27 protein-coding genes and 1 pseudogene are annotated in these 21111 nt (G+C 68.8%); 12 read left to right on the top strand and 16 right to left on the bottom strand.

Features of this window, described 5'->3' with window-relative positions; all coding sequences use genetic code 11:
- The first annotated feature begins 7 nt into the window (after window positions 1–7).
- Complete coding sequence (locus ETD85_RS08205; protein ID WP_206058177.1) at window positions 8–979, top strand: molybdopterin cofactor-binding domain-containing protein; 972 nt, start codon at window positions 8–10, stop codon at window positions 977–979.
- A 46-nt stretch (window positions 980–1025) separates the two neighbouring features.
- Here ETD85_RS08205 and ETD85_RS08200 read toward each other — a convergent pair whose 3' ends face one another.
- The 3 genes from ETD85_RS08200 to ETD85_RS08190 all read right to left on the bottom strand — a co-directional run bounded on the left by ETD85_RS08200 (window position 1026) and on the right by ETD85_RS08190 (window position 2503).
- The gene (locus ETD85_RS08200) at window positions 1026–1634 is read right to left on the bottom strand and encodes a DUF305 domain-containing protein (protein WP_206058176.1); all 609 of its coding nucleotides are present in this window, start codon (window positions 1632–1634) and stop codon (window positions 1026–1028) included.
- An 82-nt stretch (window positions 1635–1716) separates the two neighbouring features.
- The gene (locus tag ETD85_RS08195; protein ID WP_138689001.1) at window positions 1717–2100 is read right to left on the bottom strand and encodes a DUF6153 family protein; all 384 of its coding nucleotides are present in this window, start codon (window positions 2098–2100) and stop codon (window positions 1717–1719) included.
- A 193-nt stretch (window positions 2101–2293) separates the two neighbouring features.
- Entirely contained in the window at window positions 2294–2503 is a 210-nt protein-coding gene (locus ETD85_RS08190) for a heavy-metal-associated domain-containing protein (RefSeq protein WP_138689053.1), read from the bottom strand.
- A gap of 148 nt (window positions 2504–2651) precedes the next feature.
- On the opposite strand from ETD85_RS08190, the gene ETD85_RS08185 reads away from it, so the two are divergent.
- The 4 genes from ETD85_RS08185 (at window position 2652) to ETD85_RS08170 (ending at window position 6147) form a co-directional block, all read left to right on the top strand.
- Window positions 2652–3830 (top strand): NAD(P)/FAD-dependent oxidoreductase, encoded by a 1179-nt coding sequence (locus ETD85_RS08185; protein ID WP_138689000.1) that lies wholly within the window; start codon window positions 2652–2654, stop codon window positions 3828–3830.
- Window positions 3831–3905: 75 nt separating this feature from the next.
- A complete protein-coding gene (locus ETD85_RS08180; protein ID WP_138688999.1) occupies window positions 3906–4280 on the top strand; it encodes a BlaI/MecI/CopY family transcriptional regulator in 375 nt (124 codons plus the stop codon).
- Entirely contained in the window at window positions 4277–5227 is a 951-nt protein-coding gene (locus ETD85_RS08175; RefSeq protein WP_138688998.1) for a M56 family metallopeptidase, read from the top strand. The genes ETD85_RS08180 and ETD85_RS08175 overlap by 4 nt, the downstream gene beginning before the upstream one ends.
- Window positions 5228–5268: 41 nt before the next feature.
- Complete coding sequence (locus ETD85_RS08170; protein ID WP_138688997.1) at window positions 5269–6147, top strand: F510_1955 family glycosylhydrolase; 879 nt, start codon at window positions 5269–5271, stop codon at window positions 6145–6147.
- A gap of 16 nt (window positions 6148–6163) precedes the next feature.
- Here the strand turns inward: ETD85_RS08170 and ETD85_RS08165 are convergent, their stop codons facing one another.
- The 5 genes from ETD85_RS08165 to ETD85_RS67435 all read right to left on the bottom strand — a co-directional run bounded on the left by ETD85_RS08165 (window position 6164) and on the right by ETD85_RS67435 (window position 8442).
- Window positions 6164–6628, bottom strand: coding sequence for a universal stress protein (locus ETD85_RS08165; RefSeq protein ID WP_170246565.1), 465 nt, complete (start codon window positions 6626–6628; stop codon window positions 6164–6166).
- A gap of 176 nt (window positions 6629–6804) precedes the next feature.
- Window positions 6805–7320, bottom strand: coding sequence for a hypothetical protein (locus tag ETD85_RS08160; RefSeq protein WP_138688995.1), 516 nt, complete (start codon window positions 7318–7320; stop codon window positions 6805–6807).
- Window positions 7321–7332: 12 nt separating this feature from the next.
- Window positions 7333–7542, bottom strand: coding sequence for a hypothetical protein (locus ETD85_RS08155; protein WP_138688994.1), 210 nt, complete (start codon window positions 7540–7542; stop codon window positions 7333–7335).
- A 340-nt stretch (window positions 7543–7882) separates the two neighbouring features.
- Window positions 7883–8206: a helix-turn-helix domain-containing protein gene (locus tag ETD85_RS08150; protein WP_138688993.1), complete on the bottom strand. Its 324-nt coding sequence runs from the start codon at window positions 8204–8206 to the stop codon at window positions 7883–7885.
- Entirely contained in the window at window positions 8203–8442 is a 240-nt protein-coding gene (locus ETD85_RS67435) for a tyrosine-type recombinase/integrase (RefSeq protein ID WP_206058175.1), read from the bottom strand. The genes ETD85_RS08150 and ETD85_RS67435 overlap by 4 nt, the downstream gene beginning before the upstream one ends.
- Window positions 8443–8634: 192 nt before the next feature.
- Here ETD85_RS67435 and ETD85_RS08140 point away from each other — a divergent pair, with 192 nt between their 5' ends.
- From ETD85_RS08140 to ETD85_RS08130, 3 genes are all read left to right on the top strand, one after another.
- Window positions 8635–10056, top strand: coding sequence for an MFS transporter (locus tag ETD85_RS08140; protein ID WP_138688992.1), 1422 nt, complete (start codon window positions 8635–8637; stop codon window positions 10054–10056).
- 207 nt (window positions 10057–10263) lie between these two features.
- A complete protein-coding gene (locus ETD85_RS64540; protein WP_206058174.1) occupies window positions 10264–10569 on the top strand; it encodes a universal stress protein in 306 nt (101 codons plus the stop codon).
- 343 nt (window positions 10570–10912) lie between these two features.
- On the top strand, window positions 10913–11770 hold the full coding sequence (locus ETD85_RS08130; RefSeq protein WP_240779023.1) for a C40 family peptidase: 858 nt from the start codon (window positions 10913–10915) through the stop codon (window positions 11768–11770).
- Window positions 11771–11924: 154 nt separating this feature from the next.
- On the opposite strand, the pseudogene ETD85_RS08125 reads toward ETD85_RS08130, so the two are convergent.
- The 5 genes and pseudogenes from ETD85_RS08125 to ETD85_RS08105 form a co-directional block, all read right to left on the bottom strand.
- Window positions 11925–12413 (bottom strand): annotated as a pseudogene (locus tag ETD85_RS08125) (transposase); the annotation flags it as partial.
- 385 nt (window positions 12414–12798) lie between these two features.
- Complete coding sequence (locus ETD85_RS08120; protein ID WP_138688991.1) at window positions 12799–14055, bottom strand: MFS transporter; 1257 nt, start codon at window positions 14053–14055, stop codon at window positions 12799–12801.
- A gap of 29 nt (window positions 14056–14084) precedes the next feature.
- Entirely contained in the window at window positions 14085–14684 is a 600-nt protein-coding gene (locus tag ETD85_RS08115) for an ArsR/SmtB family transcription factor (RefSeq protein WP_206058172.1), read from the bottom strand.
- 81 nt (window positions 14685–14765) lie between these two features.
- Window positions 14766–15473 (bottom strand): MBL fold metallo-hydrolase, encoded by a 708-nt coding sequence (locus ETD85_RS08110; protein WP_138688990.1) that lies wholly within the window; start codon window positions 15471–15473, stop codon window positions 14766–14768.
- Window positions 15474–15538: 65 nt separating this feature from the next.
- On the bottom strand, window positions 15539–16084 hold the full coding sequence (locus ETD85_RS08105; protein ID WP_206058171.1) for an isochorismatase family protein: 546 nt from the start codon (window positions 16082–16084) through the stop codon (window positions 15539–15541).
- 49 nt (window positions 16085–16133) lie between these two features.
- On the opposite strand from ETD85_RS08105, the gene ETD85_RS08100 reads away from it, so the two are divergent.
- From ETD85_RS08100 to ETD85_RS08085, 4 genes are all read left to right on the top strand, one after another.
- Window positions 16134–16586 carry a MarR family winged helix-turn-helix transcriptional regulator gene (locus tag ETD85_RS08100; protein ID WP_138688989.1) on the top strand — a complete coding sequence of 151 codons (453 nt, stop codon included), beginning with the start codon at window positions 16134–16136 and terminating at the stop codon, window positions 16584–16586.
- Window positions 16587–16754: 168 nt separating this feature from the next.
- Window positions 16755–17405, top strand: coding sequence for a uridine kinase family protein (locus tag ETD85_RS08095; protein WP_138688988.1), 651 nt, complete (start codon window positions 16755–16757; stop codon window positions 17403–17405).
- Window positions 17406–17511: 106 nt separating this feature from the next.
- Entirely contained in the window at window positions 17512–17940 is a 429-nt protein-coding gene (locus ETD85_RS08090) for a VOC family protein (RefSeq protein WP_138688987.1), read from the top strand.
- A gap of 17 nt (window positions 17941–17957) precedes the next feature.
- Window positions 17958–18560 carry a class I SAM-dependent methyltransferase gene (locus ETD85_RS08085; protein ID WP_240779022.1) on the top strand — a complete coding sequence of 201 codons (603 nt, stop codon included), beginning with the start codon at window positions 17958–17960 and terminating at the stop codon, window positions 18558–18560.
- An 11-nt stretch (window positions 18561–18571) separates the two neighbouring features.
- Here the strand turns inward: ETD85_RS08085 and ETD85_RS08080 are convergent, their stop codons facing one another.
- The 3 genes from ETD85_RS08080 to ETD85_RS08070 all read right to left on the bottom strand — a co-directional run bounded on the left by ETD85_RS08080 (window position 18572) and on the right by ETD85_RS08070 (window position 21082).
- Window positions 18572–19366, bottom strand: coding sequence for a protein phosphatase 2C domain-containing protein (locus ETD85_RS08080; protein ID WP_206058169.1), 795 nt, complete (start codon window positions 19364–19366; stop codon window positions 18572–18574).
- Window positions 19367–19434: 68 nt separating this feature from the next.
- Complete coding sequence (locus tag ETD85_RS08075) at window positions 19435–20187, bottom strand: SDR family NAD(P)-dependent oxidoreductase (RefSeq protein ID WP_138688986.1); 753 nt, start codon at window positions 20185–20187, stop codon at window positions 19435–19437.
- 7 nt (window positions 20188–20194) lie between these two features.
- Entirely contained in the window at window positions 20195–21082 is an 888-nt protein-coding gene (locus tag ETD85_RS08070) for a helix-turn-helix transcriptional regulator (RefSeq protein ID WP_138688985.1), read from the bottom strand.
- Window positions 21083–21111 lie beyond the last annotated feature (29 nt).

The following is a 21111-nucleotide window of genomic DNA, read 5'->3' as shown; positions in this document are numbered from 1 at the left end:
TACACACATGTACGAAATTTTCGGAGGCGTTGATGAACGGCCACATCCCATCCACCTGAACGTGAACGGGCAGGCTCACGATCTGTCCGTGGATCCCCGGACCTCCTTGTTCGACTGCCTACGTGAGCACCTGGGCCTGACCGGCACGAAGAAGGGCTGCGATCAAGGCGCCCGCTTCGGCGTCGCCATGGACAAGATCCGTTTCCTGCAGGGTGACTCCGACGTGGCCAAGACCCGCATCCCCGGCGCCTCCGCGGCCACCACCACCCTCGCCTCGGCCATCTGGAACGCGCGCGACCAGCTCGTACACGAGCTCCTCAAGCTCGCCCAAGACACTCGCCTCGCGGGGCTGCGGGCGGGCGAGGTCGAAACGCGCGACGAAGGGCTCTTCACCAGGGACGGCCGGGGAGCGACGTACCGGCGCATCCTGGAGCTGGCAGGCCGAGACCACATCGAGGTGACCGGCAAGTCGGCGGTGCCGTACCAGACCCTCAAGCGGACCACCAGCACCTACGGCGCGCACTTCGCGGAGGTGCGGGTCGACGAGGACACCGGTGAGGTCCGCGTCACGCGCTGGGCCAGCGCCTTCGACGGCAGGCGCATCGTCTCCCCCAAACAGGCCGCCAGCCAGATGCGCGGCGGCATCATCCAGGGCATCGGCATGGCCCTCTGGAAGAGACCCTGCTCGACGGATGCTCCGGCCGCGTCATCAACGCCAGCCTGGCCGACCAGCACATCCCCACCCACGCCGACGTGCCCGACATCGACGTGCGCTTCGTGGACCGGCCCGATCCCCAGTCGCCCCTCGGAGCCAGGGGCATCGGTGAGCTGGGCATCGTCGGGGTGGCGGCGGCCATTGCCAACGCGGTCTACCACGCCACCGGCACGCGCGTCAGAGCCCTCCCCATCACCCCGGACAAGCTGCTCTCATAAGCAAATGGACACCGGCCACCCGCTTGTGCATTACCCGATCAAGTGAGCGATGACCTGTCCGGGCGTCCATGACGCCCGGACACGTCCGGCGCTCAGAGCCGGTCGAGGATCTTCTGCAGTTGCTCCACCTCGGCCTGCTGCGTCGTTTCGATGGACTTGGCCAGTTCCTTCGCCTCGGGGTTCGAGCCGCCGCTCTGCTCGGTGCGGGCCATCTCGATGGCGCCGTTGTGGTGGGCGATCATCTGCTGGGTAAACAGTTTGTCGAACTCCGCCCCCTTGGCCGCCTTGAGCTTGGTCATGTCCTCCTGCGACATGATGCCGGGCATGTCATGTCCCATGCCGTCCTCCGGTGCGGTCTTGCCCCACCCGGTCAGCCAGCCCTTCATGGTCTGGATCTCCGGGTCCTGGGCGGCCTTGATCTTCGCTGCGAGCTCCTTGATCTCTGGGCCGGTCGCGCGCGCCGGCGCGAGCTCGGCCATCTCGACCGCCTGCTCGTGGTGCGGGATCATCATCTGCGCGAACATGACGTCCGCGTCGTTGAACGTGGCCGAAGGCTGCGCGGTGGCGGTGGTGGCCGCAGGCGCGCTGCTACTGGCCATTCCTTCGTGTCCGGCCATGGAGTCGCCGTTGCCGCCACAGGCGGTCATCAGCGTGAGGACGCCTGCGGCGACGGCGACGGACATCTTGCGGTTGATGCGCATAGCTGTGTGTTCTCTCGATCGTGTTGGAGGTTCGGGCCTGTTCGCGGGCAGGCGGAAAACCTGTTCCGCGTGAGCCGTCGGCCTATATGCGCAACGTCGAGAGAATCGCCAGACGCCGGGAGGCGAGCTTCGGCGGAGGTCTGGCAATCTGGCCGGCGGATGAGCGCGTCTCGCTCTCGTCATCGCGGCGTCGTCCCACTCTGGTCCAGGCCGCGATCAACAGCAGGACCACGAGCGTCATGAGCACGGCCAGACAGACCTCTGTCGGGTCGAACGCCGGCATCTCCCCGTCGGGAACAAAGGCCTCCATGCCCGCAGGAACCACGGCAACGACGGCTGCAGGGGCCTGCATGCCATGTGCGGTCGACGAGGAGCTGCTGTGCCGGCCGTCCAGGTGTCCGAGGGTGTGCATGCCGCAGACGCCCAGGGCGAGGGCTACGAGCAGGCCGGCCCGCAGCACATTCACTGCACGGCGCTGCCACATAGATCCCACCGCCCCTCGCAGGTCTCCGGCACGTCACGACACTTGTCAGTGTACTAACGCGGCTCGTAGCACCCGCCAGAACCCAGCCGGGGTGCCGCCACACAGGGGATGTACGGCACCCGGCTGTCAATCGTTCAACGCAAACGCCGGCGAAGGCCCTCTCGTCCGCTGTCAGTCAGGCGGAGACCAGCTCGTAGCCGGCTTCCTCCACGGCGTCGCGCACACGAGCTTCCTCGACGGACTCATTCGCCGTCACGGTCACCTTGTCGGTGGCCAGGTCGACGTCGACGCCTGTAACGCCGGCGATCTTGCCGACTTCGGACTTCACCGAGCCCACGCAGTGGCCACAGGTCATCCCGCTCACGGTGTAGGTCGCACTGCTCATCATGACCCCCCTCGGTCGATACCCCTTATGGGTATAGGGCAGTTGGACGATATGCCACCGACCGCTGCCGTGCAACCCCAACCCCCTACGGGTATATGAGACGTAGTTCACATCTAACCACATACCCCTGAGGGGTATCGTCGCTCTCATGAGAAAGCTCAACTCCATCGCCATCGTCGGAGCCTCGCTCTCAGGTCTCCGTGCGTTCCAGGCTCTGCGGCGTGAAGGTTTCGACGGGACGATCATCCTGGTGGGGGCCGAGAAGCACCTGCCCTACAACCGCCCCCCGCTGTCGAAGAGCATGCTGAAGGGCGACGACGAGATCACGCTTCCCGGTGCCGAGGAACTCGGCGAGCGATGGTTCAAGGGCCGCCATGCCGTACGGCTGGATACCTCAGAGCGGTGGCTGATCCTGGACGATGGGTCGGAGGTGCGCTACGACGGCCTGGTCATCGCCACCGGCGCACGCCCGCGACGGCTGCCCGATGCCCCCGAGGGCGTGTACACCCTGCGCACCGTCGAGGATTCCATGACGCTGCGCGCGGAACTGGCCGCGGGGCCCGGCAACGTCGTTGTCATCGGCGGCGGCTTCATCGGGGGCGAGGTCGCCTCGACCGCTCGCGCTCTCGGGCTCGGCGTCACCCTGGTGGACGCGTCCCCGTCCCCGATGCGGAACATCCTGGGCACCGAGGCCGCGCGCTGGCTCGGCGGCCATCACCGGGACAACGGTGTCGAACTCGTCAGCGGGACCCGCGTGACCGGGTTCGACGGGAACGGCAGGGTGACGGCGGTGCGATTGAGCGACGGCCGGACGCTGCCCGCCGACCTGGTCATCGCGGGCATGGGCGTGATGCCGAACACCGACTGGCTGGAGGGCAGTGGGCTGACGGTGCGCGACGGAGTGGTCTGCGACGAGCGCCTGTTCGCCTCGGGCGCGCAGGACGTGGTCGCCGCCGGCGACGTCGCACGCTGGCCGCACAGCCTGTACGGAGGCACGCTGGTCCGCATCGAGCACTGGTCGAACGCCAACGACCAGGGTGCCGCCGCGGCGCTCAACCTGCTGGCCGGCCCGGAGAACGCCAAGCCCTTCGCCGACCTTCCCTCCTTCGCCACCCACGTACACGGCGCCCGTATCCAGACCGCCGGCCTCACGCATCTGGCGGACGAGAGCCGCATCGTGATCGGAGACGCGGACGAGGGACGTTTCGCCATCGCCTTCGCCAAGGACAGCACGCTCGTCGGCGCAGTCGCGGTGAACGCGCCCAAGGACCTGATCCGCATCAAGCGCGCCATCGTGGCCGGCGATCGCCTCGACTCCCTGGCGTGAGGAGCGGGCACTTCTGGCCAGCCATCTACGATCACCGGTAGCATTCGGGCATATTGCGGGCGGAGGGACGATCACATGGTGCGTGGCCTAGGGGAGCTCGAGTCCACGATCATGGATCACATGTGGGCCATCAAGCTTCCTGCCTCGGTCAGGGATGTCCTGGAGCACCTTCGGCAGGAGCGCACTCTCGCCTACACCACTGTCATGACTGTGATGGACAAGCTGCACACCAAGGGCCTGCTCAAGCGCCAGCCGGTGGGCCGCGCCTACATCTACGAGGCGGTGTCCTCCAAGGAGGCCTACACCGCCGACGTCATGCGCGCATCCCTGGCCGCGAGCGGCAACAGGGCGGCCACGCTGGTCCACTTCCTCGAGCGCCTGACCTCGGAGGAGGCCAGCGCCTTGGAGGCGGCGCTCCAGGTGTACCCGCCGGGGAGACGCAGCTCATGATCGTGGCGATCGTCCTGACCTTGTACGGCCTCTTCGCGGCGCTGGCGCTGCCGAAGGTGCTCAGGCGGGCCTCCTGGGCCGACCGCGCGCCGCGACTGGCGATCGCCATGTGGCAGGCGGCCGGGGTGTCGGTGATCGCCTCGGCGCTGTTGTCGGCGTTCGCCCTCGCCGTGCCCGCCTCCGTGGTGGGGCACGGCCTGGCCGATCTGTTCGAGGCCTGCGCCGCGCTGCTTCACGACGAGGCGGCCCTGAGTTCGGTCGGCACCCGCGCGAGTCTCGCCGGCGCCGGGCTTCTCCTGATCAGAATCGCCTACACGGGCGCCGCGGTCCTGCTCCGTGCGCGCCGCGAACGTCGCCGGCACGCCGAAGCGCTGTCGCTTCTCGGCAAACACGACGGTGACCTCGACGCGCTCGTGGTCGACTATGACGAGCGCCTGGTGTACTGCCTGCCCGGCTGGAGGGGCCACGCGGTCATCACCACCGGCGCGCTACGCTCACTCGCCCCCGAACAGGTCGCCGCCGTGCTCGCCCACGAACAGGCGCACCTGCGGGGGCGCCACCACCTGGTACTCGCCGCCGCCGAAGCCCTGGCCCGGGCATTCCCTCGCGTGCCCCTGTTCGAGCAGGCCCGTGCGGAGGTCGCGCGCCTGGTCGAGCTGCTGGCCGACGACGTCGCGGCTCGCCGCCACCAGCGCATCCACATCGCGACCGCGTTGGTCGGCCTCGCGACGGGAAAGGTGCCGGCGTTCGCACTGGGCGCGGGCGGCGAGACGGCGCTGACTCGCGTCCGCCGGATGCTGCACCCGCAGACGCCGCTCGGCCGGCGGGAGCGAATCGCCGGGCTGGTGGCGATCACCGCGCTGCTCGCGGGACCTGCCACGCTGGCGGCGGCGCCGGGCGTGGCCGCGTTCCTCGCCCATCACTGTCATTCCTTCCTGACCCTCTAGCTGCTACGAGGGGCGATAGTAGTAAGTTGTAGACTCGCGACATGAAGTTCGCGGGACAGCAGCTACGCATGGGTGCCGCCGCAATCGCATTGGGCGTCACGCTTGCCGCCTGCGGCCAGGCGGCACAGGCACCGGGCGGCACGGCCCATGCGGATCTGGGCATCGGACATGTGCACGGACTCGGCGTCGACCCGGCCGATGGAATTCTTTACGTAGCGGGCCACTACGGGCTGTTCAAGATCACTTCACCTACGGCCGCCACCCGGGTCGCCGACCGCGACCAGGACCACATGGGCTTCACCATCATGGGCCCGAAGACGTTCCTGGCCAGCGGGCACCCCTCGGCGGAGGATGCCTCTGCCGAACGACCGCCGCATCTCGGCCTCATCAAGTCGACGGATTCCGGGCTCACCTGGAAGACAATCTCGGAAGACGGTTCGGCCGACTTTCACTCCATCCAGCCCGCCGGAGACAACCTGTACGCCTACGACAGCCAGACCTCGAAGGTCTGGCGCAGCATCGATGGCGGCACCTCCTGGACACAGGGCACCGAGGAGAAGGTGATCGACCTTGGGGCGAGCGCCGAGCGGACGTCCCGCATCTACGCCACCACGCCCGACGGGCTGAAGGTCAGCGAGGACGGCGGGCTGAACTACATCGACCTCACGAAGGCTCCCCTGCTCAGCCACATCGATGTCCTGCCCGGCGAAGTGATCGTGGGCGCCGGAGCCGACGGCCAAATCCACACTAGCCAGGACTCCGGCAAAACCTGGTCGGCCACCGGAAAGTTACCCGCACAGGCTGCCGCCTTCACCGCCGTAGACCGGCAGCGCCTGTTGGCCGCCCTGGAGGACGGCACAGTGCTGCAGTCCAAGAACGGTGGCGAGACCTTCACCACAGCCTTCTCCCCCACCGACTGAGCTTGCCCGTCGAGAACTATGACGGACTAGTTCCGACATCGGTGAGCACCGGGCATCGAGCGTGGGTGACGCAGTAGCGACTCACCGCCGCCGAACGCCATCGGCGCAGCAACCGCCCCTCGCCCCCGCCCAGTACTAGAAGGTCGTCTTCCCCGCCGGCCATAGCGACCAGCGCCGGACCCGCGCCGCGCGCCACCGCCGTGCTGATATCGATGTCGGCCGGGACCCGTCCCAGCGCCTCCCGGAGGGATGCCCACACCCCCTCTCGTAGCCGGGCAAAGAACTCGTGCCCGTCGGGGAGACCAGGCAGGGCACCGACGCCAGGCAGCACGCGGATCGCCTGCAGGTGGGCGTGACGCCGGCGGGCTTCGGTCACCGCCACGCGCAAAGCCGCCAGACTCGCCAAAGAGCCGTCCAGCACGACGAGCACCCGAGGGCCGTCGCCATGGATCGGATCCGACCAGCAGTCGTCCGCGTTCATTCCTGGCCCCTCCTGATCCTGGCAGATTCTTCTCCTGTTCAAGGTTGACATCAAAAGGCCTGGTGAACAGTGCCGAAAGGCCCAAGATATGGCAATGAGCGGGCCTGTCGCGACATGCTCAGCGCTCGCCCGGGATTCCTCAACGGAGACAGGTCCAAAGATGCGGTGCTGGACTGTCAGAAGAGCGGGCGGCCCGGGGACCTGTTCGGCCTGACAGGCTCCAGATCGTCGTGCGCCCCGTCCAGACAAGCGTCGTCAGTGGGCGAAGACCCGCGCACCGCAGAGGGACGATCCACCTCCGGACGGACCAGCATGGTGATCGAGGCGGCGGCGATCCACACCGCGAAGAAGATGCCCGTGGCGTAGGCCAGGACCAGCACGGGCCCGAACGGGGCAACGAGGAAACTGCCGATCCCCGCGATCAGGCATAGCACGGCGACGATCATGCCCAGCCAGCCGAGCCATGGCCCGGCCATCTCCCGCCGCACCATGGCGGCCCCGGCACTGACCGCGAAAAGCGCCACCAGCAGGCTGATCGGTCCCAGGGACAGCAGATGCACGGTGTACAGGACGCGTGCCGCCTCAAGGTCGGCGGGCCGCACTGGCGATGCGGTCAGCGTGGCCAGCGCCGCGAGCGGCACCACGCTCAGCGCGCACACCGTCGCCAGGCTCACCCCGGAGACCAGCACCATGGGAGAGAACGCCTACGCCCCCCTTTCGGCCCGCTGCAACACATGCCGCAGATGCGCGGTGAACCACAAGAACGCCATCACGGCCAGCGTGACCAGTAGCGACGACGTGAGCACTGCCATGCGCCGCTCATCGAAGTAACGGGTCATGGAACCGGCCTCCACATCCAGCCCCGGCGCATCCCAGACCATCACGAAGCACAGCAGCAGCAATACCGCGGCCACCAGCCCGCTGGCCGCCCCTCAGGCGCTCCCAGGATCGCCGCTTTCGGCCCCAGAGCGGCGTCAGATGAGCCAGGAAGAGCCGGTGGGGGCTGTCCCGGGGAAGGGGTGATCGCACTCCGGCAGCCGGGTTGTTCGTCTGCGCGTCGAGGCGGGCCTGGCACCAGCACAACCGGCAGGAGCCCTCGCGCAGCGGCAGCCGTCGACCGCACCCCGCGCAGCGTCCAGCCGAAAGGCGGGAGGCAAACGAGGCGCAGGCCCCGCATCGCGGGGCGAACAACACGCCCCAGGCCAGGCAATCTGTTCAGCTTCTGGGCAGCATCAGCGTCGGTCCCGAGCTCGATCAGCTCGCTGGGAGAGATCGCCCGTCCTTGCGCTTGGGTGTCACCGACGGGCCTCCCGCCGAGACCGCGGCGGGCTGTTCGACCTGCTCATCGACGCGCTTGACCTTGTCGGGTTCGACGATGAGGAGTTCTTCGACTCCGCATCCGAGGACGGCGCAGATGACGTTGAGGTCGTCGAGCTTGATGCTGGCCGGCTCGCCCGACCAGAGCCCGGACATCTTTCCAGCACTCATCTTCAGGCCGTGCTCGGCAAGCATCCGCTGGAGCTCGGACGCCTTCCAGATGCCGCGGTTGGCGGCCGCCAGGCGCAGGTTCCACCTCATCGCCGTAGTCCTTCCAATCGGGTGACCGCACGCGCTTGACCTGCGAGCCAGGCGTCCTCGACGTGAGTCGAGGGGACGTGAACGTATCTCATGGTCGTGGCGATCCAAGCGTGGCCGAGGACTTCCTGGATTGCGAGCAGATCCATCCCGGCCAGATAGAGCTGGGAGGCGCAGAAGTGCCGCAGGACATGGGGCGTGATGTCGTCGGGCCAGTCCGGCAGATGTGCCGTGGCCACTTTGGCAAGCGCGGCCCGGGATGGCCGTCGGCTTCGCGCTGGCCAGCCCTGCGGCGCTGATTGTACTGGCAGTGCTGCGAGGGCACCCGGAAACGGACGCTGATCAGGCAGGCTTGACAGATACCCCCTACTGGTATTTATTAGCCATCGCGTATACCCCCTATGGGTATTGAATCTGAGCGGAGAGTACCCATGTCTGCACCATCGCCCCGACGTTGGGCCGCTTTGGCCCTGATCGCCACGGCGCAGTTCATCGTGATCATGGACACGTCGATCATCGGCGTGGCCCTGCCCCGCATCCAGCAGGACCTCGGCTTCTCCCAGGAGAGCCTGTCCTGGGTCTTCAACGCTTACGTCGTCGCCTTCGGCGGCCTGCTCCTGCTGGGCGGCCGCCTGTCGGACTTGTTCGGCGCGCGCCGGCTCTTCAGCGCCGGCTGGCTCGTCCTTCTCGCGGGCTCGCTCCTGGCCGGCATCGCGCCCGAGGTGTGGGTGGAGCTGACTGGCCGCGCCGTCCAGGGCGTGGGCGCCGCGTTGATCGCCCCGTCCGCGCTCACCCTGCTGATGATGTTGTTCGGTCACGACCCCAAGGAGCTGACCAAGGCCCTGGCCCTGTACGGCGCCGCCGCCCCCGCGGGCGGCACCGCCGGCGTCTTCCTCGGCGGCGTCATCACCGAGTACCTGAGCTGGCCATGGGTCTTCTACATCAACATCCCCATCGCGCTCGCCGCCCTCGCGGCCACCGGACCCCTGATGCCTGCCACCCCCTCGACGCGCGGCTCCATCGACATCCTCGGCACGCTGACCGTCACCCTCGGCCTCGGCACCGCCGTCTACGCCATCGTCCGCGCGCCGGAGGCCGGCTGGGGCTCGGCCGAGACGTGGCTCGTCCTGGCCGTCGCCGTGGTGTTGCTCGGCGCGTTCGTCGCCATCCAGGCCCGCCGCCGCCAGCCGCTGATGCGGCTGTCCATCTTCCGCACCCCGAACCTGTCGGCCGCCAACCTTACCCAGCTCCTGCTCGGCGGCGCCTGGATCCCGATGTGGTTCTTCCTCAACCTCTACCTGCAGCAGGTTCTCGGCTACAGCGCCTTCCCCAGCGGCGCCGCGCTGCTGCCGATGACCGTCCTCATCATGATCGGCATGATCGTCCTGGCACCCCGGGCCATCAACCGCTTCGGCCCCAAGGCGACTACGGTAGCCGGTCTCGTCCTGCTAACCGCCGGAATGGCGTGGCTGTCCCTGATCAGCCCGGACGGCAGCTTCACCACCGACGTCCTACCCGCCAGCATCGTCGCCGCCCTCGGCATGTCGCTGGCCTTCATCCCTTCCCTCGGCACCGCCATCTCCTCCGCCCGCCCGGAGGAAGGCGGCCTGGCCTCGGGCATTGTCAACACCAGCTACCAGGTCGGCTCCGCACTCGGCCTGGCCGCCATGACCGCCGTCGCCGCCGCCAACGGCGCCGACCAACTTGGCAACCTGCCCGCGCTGACCGACGGCTTCTCCGCCGCCTTCGTCGGAGCCGCCACCATTGCCCTGGCCGGCGCCCTGATCGCCGCCATCACCCTGCGGACCCGCACCGCCGCGCCCACCGATCAGGTCACTAGCTCCCGCAGCTGACCCATCCGCACGTAAGGGAGATTCCCGTGTCCATCCTCATCGCCTACGACGCACCCGACGCTCGGCACGCCACCGAAGAGACCGCACGCCTCTTCCCGGGAGCATCCACCGTGGTTCTCTACGCCCGCCAACCCGCTGGAAAGCCTCGCTGCTCACCTGGAAGGCCACCCGGCCCTTGAGGACCTGCGCGACCGCGACGCCAGAACCTTGGACGCCTCTGAGCAACTGGCCGCTGAAGGTGCCGGACGAGCCCGGGCCCTCGGCTTGAAGGCCGAACCTAGGGTGGCCTCCGTCCCGGAGAAGACAGCCGCCGAGGCCATCGTGGACCTGGCGGAGGAGATCGATGCTTCGCTGATCGTTCTCGGCTCCCGTGGGCGCCGGAGGTTGCCGGCACTGCTGTCGGGCAGCACCGCTACCCGGGTCATGCACTTCACCGGCACGTCGACACTGATCATCCCATCCGGGCCGCTGGCCGCTGCTCGCCGTGGCGGCAGAGCAGGTGCCGGACGCTGAGAAGTACACGCCCCGGCTCCCGGACCATCCGTGGAGCCGGGGCGCGTACGCGTCTGTTGAACCCGATGCCTGCCGTCCACGTAACCACACGTGAGGCCAGATCAGCTACCAGCGATAGTAAGTTGGCCTGCCTGGCGGAATTGCGCAGAACAGGGCAAGAACCTCCGTACCTTCTGTACTATTTCGGCCCAGGTCCAGAGACTTACGAGGAGGCGTCGTAGTGGCCGTGCGGACGAGGCTCTGGCGAACAGCAGTAGCCACGGCGTTAGCCTTGATCGCACTGTCCGCGGCGCCCAGCGGTGCTCTTGCTGAGCCGTCACCCGCCAGGATCCGGGCCAAGCTGGTGAAGCTGAACGAACAGGCCGACCAACTGGTCGAGCGGTACAACCAGGCGAACGAGGCGTACAAGTCGGCCGAGAAGAAGTACGAGACGCTCAACACCGAGCTCGGCCGCAAGGATGCGCAGGCCGGCGAGCTACGCAAAGAACTCGCCACGATAGCGAGCAACAGCTATCAGGCCGGACCGTTCGGAGGCTGGCCGGCGTTCGCACTGCAAGACAACCCCGAGACGGCCCTGAGCAGCATGGCCTCCCTTGAGCAACTCGCACAGGACCGAGCGGCCAAGATACTCGCCTACGAGGCGGCGACGAAGGACCTGCGCAATCGGCGCGCGGAAGCACATCGTGTTCTGACGGAGGCCGACGACGCCCGCGATAAGGTCCGCGACGAGAAGACGAAGGTGGACAAGCTGGTCAAAGAGCAGACCAAGCTCCTGCGACGGCTGGGCACCTTCCAGACCGGCGATCCCAACAGCCCCGGCATCGAGTACACCGGTCCGGCCTCCGGCAACGCCCGCCGCGCGCTCCAGTTCGCTTTCGCTCAGGTGGGCAAGCCCTACCAGTACGGCGGCACCGGGCCCGGCTCCTACGACTGCTCCGGTCTCACGCAGGCTGCCTGGCGTACCGGCGGCGTCGAACTGCCGCGTACCACGTGGACCCAGTGGTCCTGGGGCGCCAGCCGCCGCGTCCCCCTGGACGCGCTGCAACCTGGAGACCTGCTCTTCAGCAAGGGGCTCGGACACATGGGCATGTACGCCGGCAACGGGAAGATGGTGCACGCTCCTCAGACCGGCGACGTCATCAAGGTGGTTGACCTCGACGACTACTGGCGCAACCGCCTGCTCGGCGCAGTCCGCCCGTGATCGTCATACCCTCCGCGCGACACCGAACACGTAGTCGCCGCCGATCCGCGTTGCCCATCGATCATCCACACGCAGCCCATGATGAGGCAGTTCGGCGAGGAACTCTCCTGCTGTGAACCGGTCCTCCTTCGGATGGTCGAATAGGGCACGGAAGGGCGATGTGGATCATGGCCTCGGAGCTGGCGGGCACGGTCTCGTAGTCGCGGGCGAGGAGGCGGTGGAGCATGAGCCAGCCGAAGGTTCGCTCGATCATCCAGCGTCGTTTGAGGACGTGGAAGCCACGGGTTTCGGGGTCGCGATGGACAACCTCGGCGTTGACTCCGAGAGCGGCGGCGTGTTCGGCGAACTGGTTCTTGAAACCGGTGTCGACCCAGGTCGCAGCCAGAGTGGGGTAGGCGCCCTTGGCCTGGTCGAGGACCTGGATGCCGGCCTGGTTCTCCGAGACGGAGGCGGCGCAGACGACCACGGCGAGGAGTAGGGCATCGGTGGCTACGCTCCGCTTGCGTCCGACGATCTTCTTCGCGGCGTCGGTGCCCTGTGAGGTGGTCGGCGGGTTGGTGGAGGTTTTGATCGTCTGGGTGTCGATGACGGCCACGGTGGGTAGGGGGTCGCGTCCTTCCTTGACGCGGGCCAGGCCAGTGAGCGGTGAGGGTCGGTTCGACTAAGGCCCAGCGGGCCTCGGGGATGTCGGAACGGTACGGGCGTCGGGGGGTTCATATCCGACCCCTACGCCCAGCCCTTCGTATTGCCTGGCATCTGCCGGAGTATGGCGTGTCCAGGACATCTCTACGCCAGACGGAATCGGGAGCGGCTCGTCTCACGAAACAGACATCGAGGAGAGCCCGCCCGGACTCGCATATGAATAGATGCTTCGCAAAAGTGCGCGAATCGCTCGACAGGCATTACAGGGCAGCCTGTCACAGAACATGCCTAAACGCCCTCTGAGACTCTGCGGACTGAATGACGAACTGCGTGACGCCGTCGCCGTTCCGATGCGGGTGGCCGTTGTGACCTGCAGGCGGTGACCGTCACGTGGATGTGGTTTGCAGGGCGACCTCTTCGGTGGGGTCGGCTTGCGGGCGTGCGTTGCGTAGTGCGGTCTCGACGCGGCGGTTGCTGGTCATGGTCGCGGTGACGGCGGTCATGGCGAGCAGGAGGCCGGCGGCGGCGTAGAGCGGGGTGCGCAGGTCGTAGGTGGTGGCCAGCCAGCCGCCGAGGAAGGCGCCGAACGGGGCGGCGCACATGGCGAGCATGCGGGAGGTGGAGGCGACGCGGCCCATCAGGTGGGCCGGGACGATGGCCTGCCGGAGGGACGGGCCGAGGACCATCGTGGCGCCCATGCCCGCCCCGCAGACGGCGAGCGCGAGGCCGGCCACGTACGGGTTCGGGGCGGAGGCGAGGCCCAGGATGGTGAGGCCCTCGATTGTGGCGGTGCAGGTCAGCGCGGTGCCGGTGCCCAGGCGGCGGCCGAGGAAGGAGGCGATGCCCGCGCCGAGCAGGCCGCCGGTGGCCTCGGCGGTGAGGAGCAGGCCGAAGCCGAAGGCGCCGACGCCGAGACGTTCGTGGGCGAACAGGGCCAGGACGGTCTCCACGGCGAGGAAGGCGACGTTCCCGACCGCCGGACGCAGCGCGAGCCCGAGCAGCAGCCGGTCCCGGAAGACGTAGGAGGCCCCGGCCCGCGCCTGCCGGAGCAGCGACTCGCGGGCGCTTGCGGCCGGGCGTGGCACGGCGGGCAGCGACCGGACGAGCAGTGCCGACAGCGCGAACGAGAGCGCGTCGGCGAGCAGCGGAACCGAGCGTCCGAGCGCGAGCAGCGCACTGCCCGCGGGTGGCCCGGCGAAGCCGGAGGCCGCGGTCTGGGCGCCGCGCAGGCGAGCGTTGGCGCGTTCAAGCTGGGCGGGGTCGCGGCCGAGCAGATCCGGCAGGTACGCCGTGGCGGCCGTGTCGAAGAACAGCCCGCCGAGTGCGAGCAGGAACGCGACGGCCGCCAGCAGCGGGATGCTCAGCACGTCGAGCGCCGCCGCCGCAGCGGGGATGGCGAGCAGCACCGCACGCGCGGCGTCCATGCCCCACATGGTGCGGCGGCGGTCCCAGCGGTCCACCAGCGCACCGCCGAGCACGCCGAACAGCAGCCAGGGCAGCGTCCCGGCGGCCGTGACGACGGCCAGCGCCATCGGATCCCGGGTCAACGTCAAGGCCAGCAGCGGCAGCGCGGCGTGCGAGACCCCGTCGCCGAGCGAGGACACCGTCTGCGCGGTCCACAGCCGCCCGAACCCGGCGGGCAACTTCGCCGCATCTCTCCTCGGATTCGGGGTCACTTGTCGTCCCCCTCGACCTGCCGGCGCGGAGCTGGCCGGAACAGTGCGAAGACCAGCGACACGTCGGGAAGCGATGGATCAGACAGCGTCCGGTACTCGTCCGCCAGTGCCTGCAGGCGCGCCCCCAACTCCGTGAACTGCTCCTCGGTGAGTCGCAGATGGGCCATTCGTACGTGCCGCTCACCGCCCACCGGCGACGCCTCCAGGTCCGCCACCGCATTGCGCAGCAGCACGTCCGGCTGCCCCTCCCCCGGATCCGGCAGCTCGATCGACCGCGCGGCCATCGCGTAGTACCGCTCGGTGACCCCTCGCACTTTCCGCGTCCGCACCACCTTCACCAGGCCGGCCCGCTCCAGCAACCGCACGTGATAGCTGGAGCTGCCCTTCGCAAGGCCCACCCGCTGGGCGATCTGCGTGATCGTCGCCGGTTCGAAGCGGAGCACGGCCATGATCCGGTGACGCGTGAGATTGGAGACGGCGCGTAACTGCTCGTCGGTGGTGACGTGAAACGTCTCGGGGAGATCATCGGTAGACATGCCTGCAATGGTCAACGATTCTTGACCATTGCGCAAGGGGTTCAGGCCCAGCAGATCCAACGGATGTATCCCGAGTTGTGCTGACGCCCGGCTGGTTGCGGGCTTTCCGCACTGTTCCGATGCAGGGGACCGTACGGACCGCTAGGAGGCCTGAACCGCCTCGCTCACTTGAGACGGCGAGGTGCGCCAGGGTGCGCCGTGGCCGGGAAGCACCCAGGAGGCCGTCAGTCCGGCGATCCGGTCGAGGGAGGTGAGGGCTTCGGCTGGGTCGTCGGTGAAGGGCGCCGCTTGGGGGCCCTCCCGCCCGGTGAGGACGTGCCGCGTGGTCAGCGCGTCGCCGACGAAGACCGCGTCGGCGATCGGAACGTGCACTGCCACGCTTCCCGGAGAGTGCCCTGGCATGCCCACGATCACCGGGCCTCCGGGCAGGTCCAGGACGTCGCCGTCACCGATCTCGACGACTTCTCCGACATAGCGGGTACGCATGGCGTTCTTGCGGATGGAGTAACCGAAGAACCCGAGCGTCGGGCCGAGGCGCATGGGCCCGAAGGCGACCTTGGGCTTTTCTCCCGTGCGGGCGCGGACGGCGTCGGCGGCGTGCACGAACACCGGTACGCCGTGGGCGCTGCGCAGGCGCTCGGCGAAGCCGATGTGGTCGGAGTCGCCGTGGGTCAGGATGAGTCCGCGGATGTCGTCGACGGACTTGCCCAGCGAGCGGAGTTCGTGCTGCAGATCCCGCCAGTGGCCGGGCAATCCGGCGTCGATCAGTGTGATGCCCTGGGGGGTGCTGACGAGGTAGCACGCCACGAGATCGTTGCCGAGGCGGTGCAGATGGGGTGCGAGTTTCATGGGACTTCTTTCAACGGCGTGGTCGGTAAGCGGGCTGTCCGGGCAAAGGGGGGTGGCTGTGGCTGCTAGCCCATCAGGTCGTGCAGTGCGGTGATGGCGGTGCGGCCGGTGGGGGTGGTGAAGTCGCGGACCATGCTCGTGACGAAGCTCGCCACCGACGTCACCGTGCCGCCCGCAGCCTCGATCTGGCGGAATGCCGCGTTCTCCGTACGCTCCGACATGCCCCCGCACGCGTCGACCAGGACGATCGCGTGATAGCCGTCGGCCAGGGCGTCGAGCGCGGTGTGCAGGACCACGATCTCGGAGGTGACTCCGCAGATGACCAACGTCTTGCGGTCCTCGGCGGCGATCGCTCCGCGCCAGGCCTGGTCGTCCCAGCAACACGGTCCGCCGCGCACGAAGGGAGGCGTCTCGGGAAGTTCACCGATGATGCCGGGGCCGCCAGGCCTGGGGGCGACCGACACGGTGAACGGGATGTCCAGCGCCTGCGCGACCGTGGCGAGCACCCCGGCGGAGCGCCTGATGGTCTCGGGGCTGTTGGTGCCGCTCAGGGCCACGATGCTGTCCTGAAGGTCGGCGAAGACGATCTGCACAGTGCGATGATCAAGCATTATTCTCACCTTTAATTGTTCATAGCCTGAATCATTTGACGACGGTAGCATGCTGTTCGTGAACGATGTCAAGTGGACCGAGACGCTCAGCTTCCGGATCGGCACCCTGGGCGCGCTGATCGCCGATGAGTACGGGGAAGCCTTGGCCATCCACGAGGTGAAGCTCAAACACGTCGCCCTGCTGGCAGTCCTCGACTCGGAGCTGGCCGCCTCGCAGCTCGAGATCGCCAAGGTGATGCGGGTGGCGCCCAGCCTGGTGGTCTCCCTCGCCGACCACCTCGAGGCCATGGGAGCCGTCACGCGCCTCCGCGACCCGGCCGACCGTCGCCGCCAGATCCTGAGCCTCACCGGCAAAGGGCGTGACCTGCTGGCGGAATGCACCGCCAAAGCGCTCGCTCTCGATGCGAAACTCGCCGCCGACCTCACCTCCTCCCAGCACGCCGCGCTCGGCGCGGCACTCGGCCGCCTGGCGGCGGCCTACGGCCTCCCCGCGCGCGGATGATCAGATGCGGGGACCACGGCCGGCCGGCCACCGGCCTTCCGCCTTCATCAGGTGCTCGCGCGTAACTCCGAGCACATCGAGCCGCGGGCACCGACGTCCGCATCCGACCGTTTCCGAGGGACCATGGAACGGGGCAGGCTGGTCCTCTCCTCCGGAGACAGGTTGTCGATGCGTCTACATCCAGGCGAGAACGAGGCCGTCGGCTGGCGGGTGGTGACCCTGCTCGACGCCGTCCGGCAGCTCCGCGACGCATCACCCGAGGTCGTCGGACGTCCACGGGTGATCGCGATCGACGGCCGGGGCGGCGCGGGCAAGACGACCCTGGCCGAGCGGCTACGCAAGGCAGTGGCCGGCTCGGCCATCGTGCACACCGACGACGTCGCCTGGAACCACGCCTGCTTCGACTGGGGCGCCGTGCTCGCCGAGCACATCCTGCGGCCTCTGCACCGGGGTGAGGCGGTGGACTTCCGCCCGAATGCCTGGGTCGAGCATGACCGGCCCGGATCGATCACCGTCCCCGCCGATGTCGGCCTCGTCTGGGTCGAGGGCACCGGCATCATCCGCGAGGAGCTTGCCCCGTGGCTGGACGCCTCGGTGTGGATGCAAGGTGACCTCGATGAGCAGGAGCGCTTGTTGCTCGTCCGCGACGGTGCCGCCCCCGAGCAGATGGAGCACGTGGCGAACTGGCTGCTGGAGGAGCTGCCGTTCCTGTTGCGAGAACGGCCGTGGGCCCGAGCCACCATGATCGTCGCCGGCCCTCCACACATGGGCCACGACCCGGACACCGAGTTGGTCGTCGCCCCGCCGACCAGCCCTTAGGCCGCGGCCCCGCCGGCGCACCACCGGGCCGATAGCCCGTCGCACGATCTTCGGAGGGTGGCTCCTCCGCTTGACCAGCCCTCATGGCACGCGTGACGGTGAGCTCATGCGATCAACACCTCTGATCCAGAAAGTCGACGCTGTCACCGTGCCTGTCCCGGACCTCGACAGCGGGCTGGGCTTCTATCGGGACCGGCTCGGGCACGAACTGCTGTGGCGAAATGATCAGCTGGGGCAGGCGGGGCTCGGCCTGCCTGACAGCGACGCGGAAATCGTCCTGGCGACCCGGCTCGGACTCGCGCCGGCGTGGTTGGTGTCGTCGGCCGACGAGGCTGCTGCCGAGGTCGTGGCCGCAGGTGGCCGGATGGTCGCTGAGCCGTCCGACATTCCGGTGGGCCGGGTCGCGGTCGTGACCGACCCCTTCGGCAACGAGCTCGTCCTGGTTGATCTGTCGAAGGGGCGATACGTGACCGACCCGGCAGGGACCGTCACGGGGGTCGCCCGTGACGATGAAGGCACTACTCAGGCCCGGTGAGCATGCGTTACGACGAAGTGATCGATTCTCTCCGAGCGGCGTACGACGGCAGCGCAGCGCGCCGTGATGGCACTGCGAAGACGCCGTGGAAGCTCGCCGAGCGCGCAGCGTTCCTCGGTCGCCTGCGGGACGGCGGCTGTGGCCGGCTGCTGGAGATCGGTGCCGGGCCGGGGCAGGACAGCGCGTACTTCCGGGACAGCGGCCTGGAGGTCGTCGCGGCGGACCTGTCCCCCGAGATGGTCGCGCTGTGCCGGGCGAAGGGGCTCGACGCCCATGTGATGGACTTCCTGCGGCTCGACTTCCCGCCCGGGTCCTTCGACGCGGTCTATGCGCTCAACTGCTTGCTGCACGTCCCCGACCGGGAGCTTCCGGCAATCCTGGACGTTGTCCACACGCTCCTCCGGCCCGGCGGTCTGTTCTTTCTCGGTGTGTACGGAGGGGGCGTGCTGAGCGGGGAGGGTCCCTTCGACGGAGATGACCACCAGCCGCCCCGGTTCTTCTCCTTCCGTGGCGATGAGCAGCTCAAGGAGTTCGCGCGGCAGCTCTTCGAGATCGTGGACTTTCACGTCGTCGGGTCGGACGAGCTCCGGTTCCAGTCCCTGACGCTGCGCCGCCCCTGAGTGCTCGGAGGTCAGGCCGCGCCGAGGCCGGTGCAGTGGGCGATCGTCGCGTCGTCGGCCGCCACCCCGTGACGCGCCTCCGCCTGCCGGACCTGGTGGATGATCTCAGCGGGTCCGCTCGACGCCAGGACGGCCAGGACCCCCGGCCAGTCGGTGAGCTGGAACCGGTCCACGATGCGGCTGGCGCCGTTGCTGAGCAGGGCGGCGCCGGTCAGCTCGGAGATCGGGCAGCTTCCGGTGATCGCCTCGTCCGCCGCCTGCGGGTCGTCCTTGGCCACCCAGAAGCCGCCCGCCCGGTTCCGGTTGGCGCGCAGGTCCTGGAGGATCCGGCGGTACTCGTCGCCGCCCTCGGGGACGGCCGCGAGCGCGGGCAGGTAGGACCGGCTGATGATCACTTCCCGGGGGTCGGAGACGACGAGCGGCGCCCCGTCCGCTCTGCCGAGCACGAGGAACGAGTCACCGAGCACCAGATACTCGACCAGACCGCCGGACAGTCGCAGGACGGCCACGGTGGCCGACGGGCTGATGGGGTCGGCGACGTCGCAGGTGTCCTGGTGATCGTCCGTCACCTGCTCGATGGCCTCGGCGAGCAGGGCCGGGAGGCTGCGGTCTGGTAAGCGTGCCAGAAGGCCGAGGAGGCTGCCGCCCAGACGGGTGGCGTACCAGGCCACGCCGTGCCGGCAGGTCGATTCGGCGCCGGGGATGCCGGCGCCGTCGACCAGCACCGCTGCCGTCGGCATGGCGCCGGTGAAGTCCTCGTTCGTGCGGCCCGGCCGTGCCGCGACGCTCGCCATCGTCACCCGCATGTGCTGCCGCCGCCCTCGCGTCGATCAAGGCGTCCACCCTAACAACCGGCACGCGGCATCTGCGGCGGTCAAAGGCGCAGCCCGAGGGGCGCCGCTCCCACGAGGCCGCCGTCGATGACGAGGTCCTGACCGGTGATGTACGACGCGTCGTCCGAGGCCAGGAAGGCGACGGCGGCGGCGACATCGTCCGGGTGGCCGAGCGAGCCGAGCGGCACCTCCGCCGTGATGCGGGTCTCCGCGCCGGGGTCGATGGCGGATCGGTACATCTCGGTCTCGATGTAGCCGGGGCTGACGGAGTTGACCCGGATGCCACGCGGCCCGAGGTCGGTGCCGAGCGTGCGGGCGAGATTGTGCACGGCCGCCTTGCTCGCGGCGTAGAGCGAGGCCACGGGCAGGCCGCGGTGCAGGGTCCAGGAGGCGTTGATGACGACGGCGCCTCCCTCTCCCATCAGCGGCAGCGCCTTCTGGATGGTGAAGAACACGCCCTTGAAGTTGATTCCGACGGTGTGGTCGAAGTCCTTCGGGGTGAACTCCGGCCTGAAGTCCGCGATGCCGGCATTGGCGAAGACCGCGTGGAGGGTGCCGCGCCAGGTCTCGATGCGTCGCATGAGGAGATCGAGGTCGGCGTCAACGCTGACGTCCGCGCGGACCGGCAGGACCCGCTCGGAGCCCAGGCGCTCTGCCGCGCTGTCGAGGCGGGCCTGGTCGCGGCCGGTGATGACGACGTACGCGCCCTCGTCGAGGAGCCTGCGCGCGGTCGCGAAGCCGATGCCGCTGGTGCCGCCGGTGATCAGAACGGTTCTGTTCGTGAATCGCGTCATGCCGCCATCATCGGGCGGCGCGAGCCGGCGCGGCAGTGTCGGCTGAACCTGGGTCTGGCACCACCACCAAGCGCTCCAGCAGGGCCTGCGTACCCGTCCCCGGCGCGGGGGTGTGCAGCGACAGGCGGTGGCCGGGCAGCTCGGGCAGCGGCAGGGTCGTGGCCTCGAAGGTCAGCGTCCCCAGCCCCGGGATGTTCAGGGCCTTGGTGCCGTGGGTGGGGCCGCCCACGGGGAGCTCCGCCCAGATCTCGGCGAAGGCGGGGCTCGCGGCGCACATGTCGGCGGCCAGGCGGCCGAACTCGGGATCGTCCGGGTAGCGGGCGGCGTCCGCCCGGAACAGGCCGATCATCGCTCGCGCCGCGTCGTGCCAGTCCACGACCGCCGCGCGGTAGCGGGCGTTGGTGAAGAAGCTGACCAGGCAGTTGTGGTCGTACTCGGTGCACTGGAACACGATCTCCGCCGCGCGGTTGAGCGCGAGGACGTTCCAGTGCCGGTCGATGACGTACGCGGGCCGCGGCAGCCAGCCCTCCAGCAGCCGTCGCACGGCATCGGAGACCTGGCCTCCGGACGGCGCCGCCTGCGGCGGATTGAGGCCGGCGAGGAGGTACAGGTGCTCGCGCTCGGCGGGCTCCAGGCGCAGCACCCTGGCGATGGCGTCCAGGACGTCCGCGGAGACGTTGATGTCGCGTCCCTGCTCAAGCCAGGTGTACCAGGACACTCCCACGCCGGCGAGCACCGCCACCTCCTCGCGCCGCAGCCCGGGCGTACGGCGGCCTTCGCCTGCCGGCATGCCCACGTCGGCGGGCGTCACCCGGGCTCGCCGCGACCGGAGGAACGCCCGCATCTCGGAACTGCGCCGCTGCCGCGCATCCGTGGAGAGCCGCAAAATGTCCATTAGATCATGCTATGTCGTGATTGGCCGGG

The sequence above is a fragment of the Nonomuraea zeae genome (assembly GCF_005889725.1).
Taxonomy (GTDB): Bacteria; Actinomycetota; Actinomycetes; order Streptosporangiales; family Streptosporangiaceae; genus Nonomuraea; species Nonomuraea zeae.
Note: the sequence above shows the minus strand (reverse complement) of the source record. Positions and strands in the feature narration are given on the sequence as shown.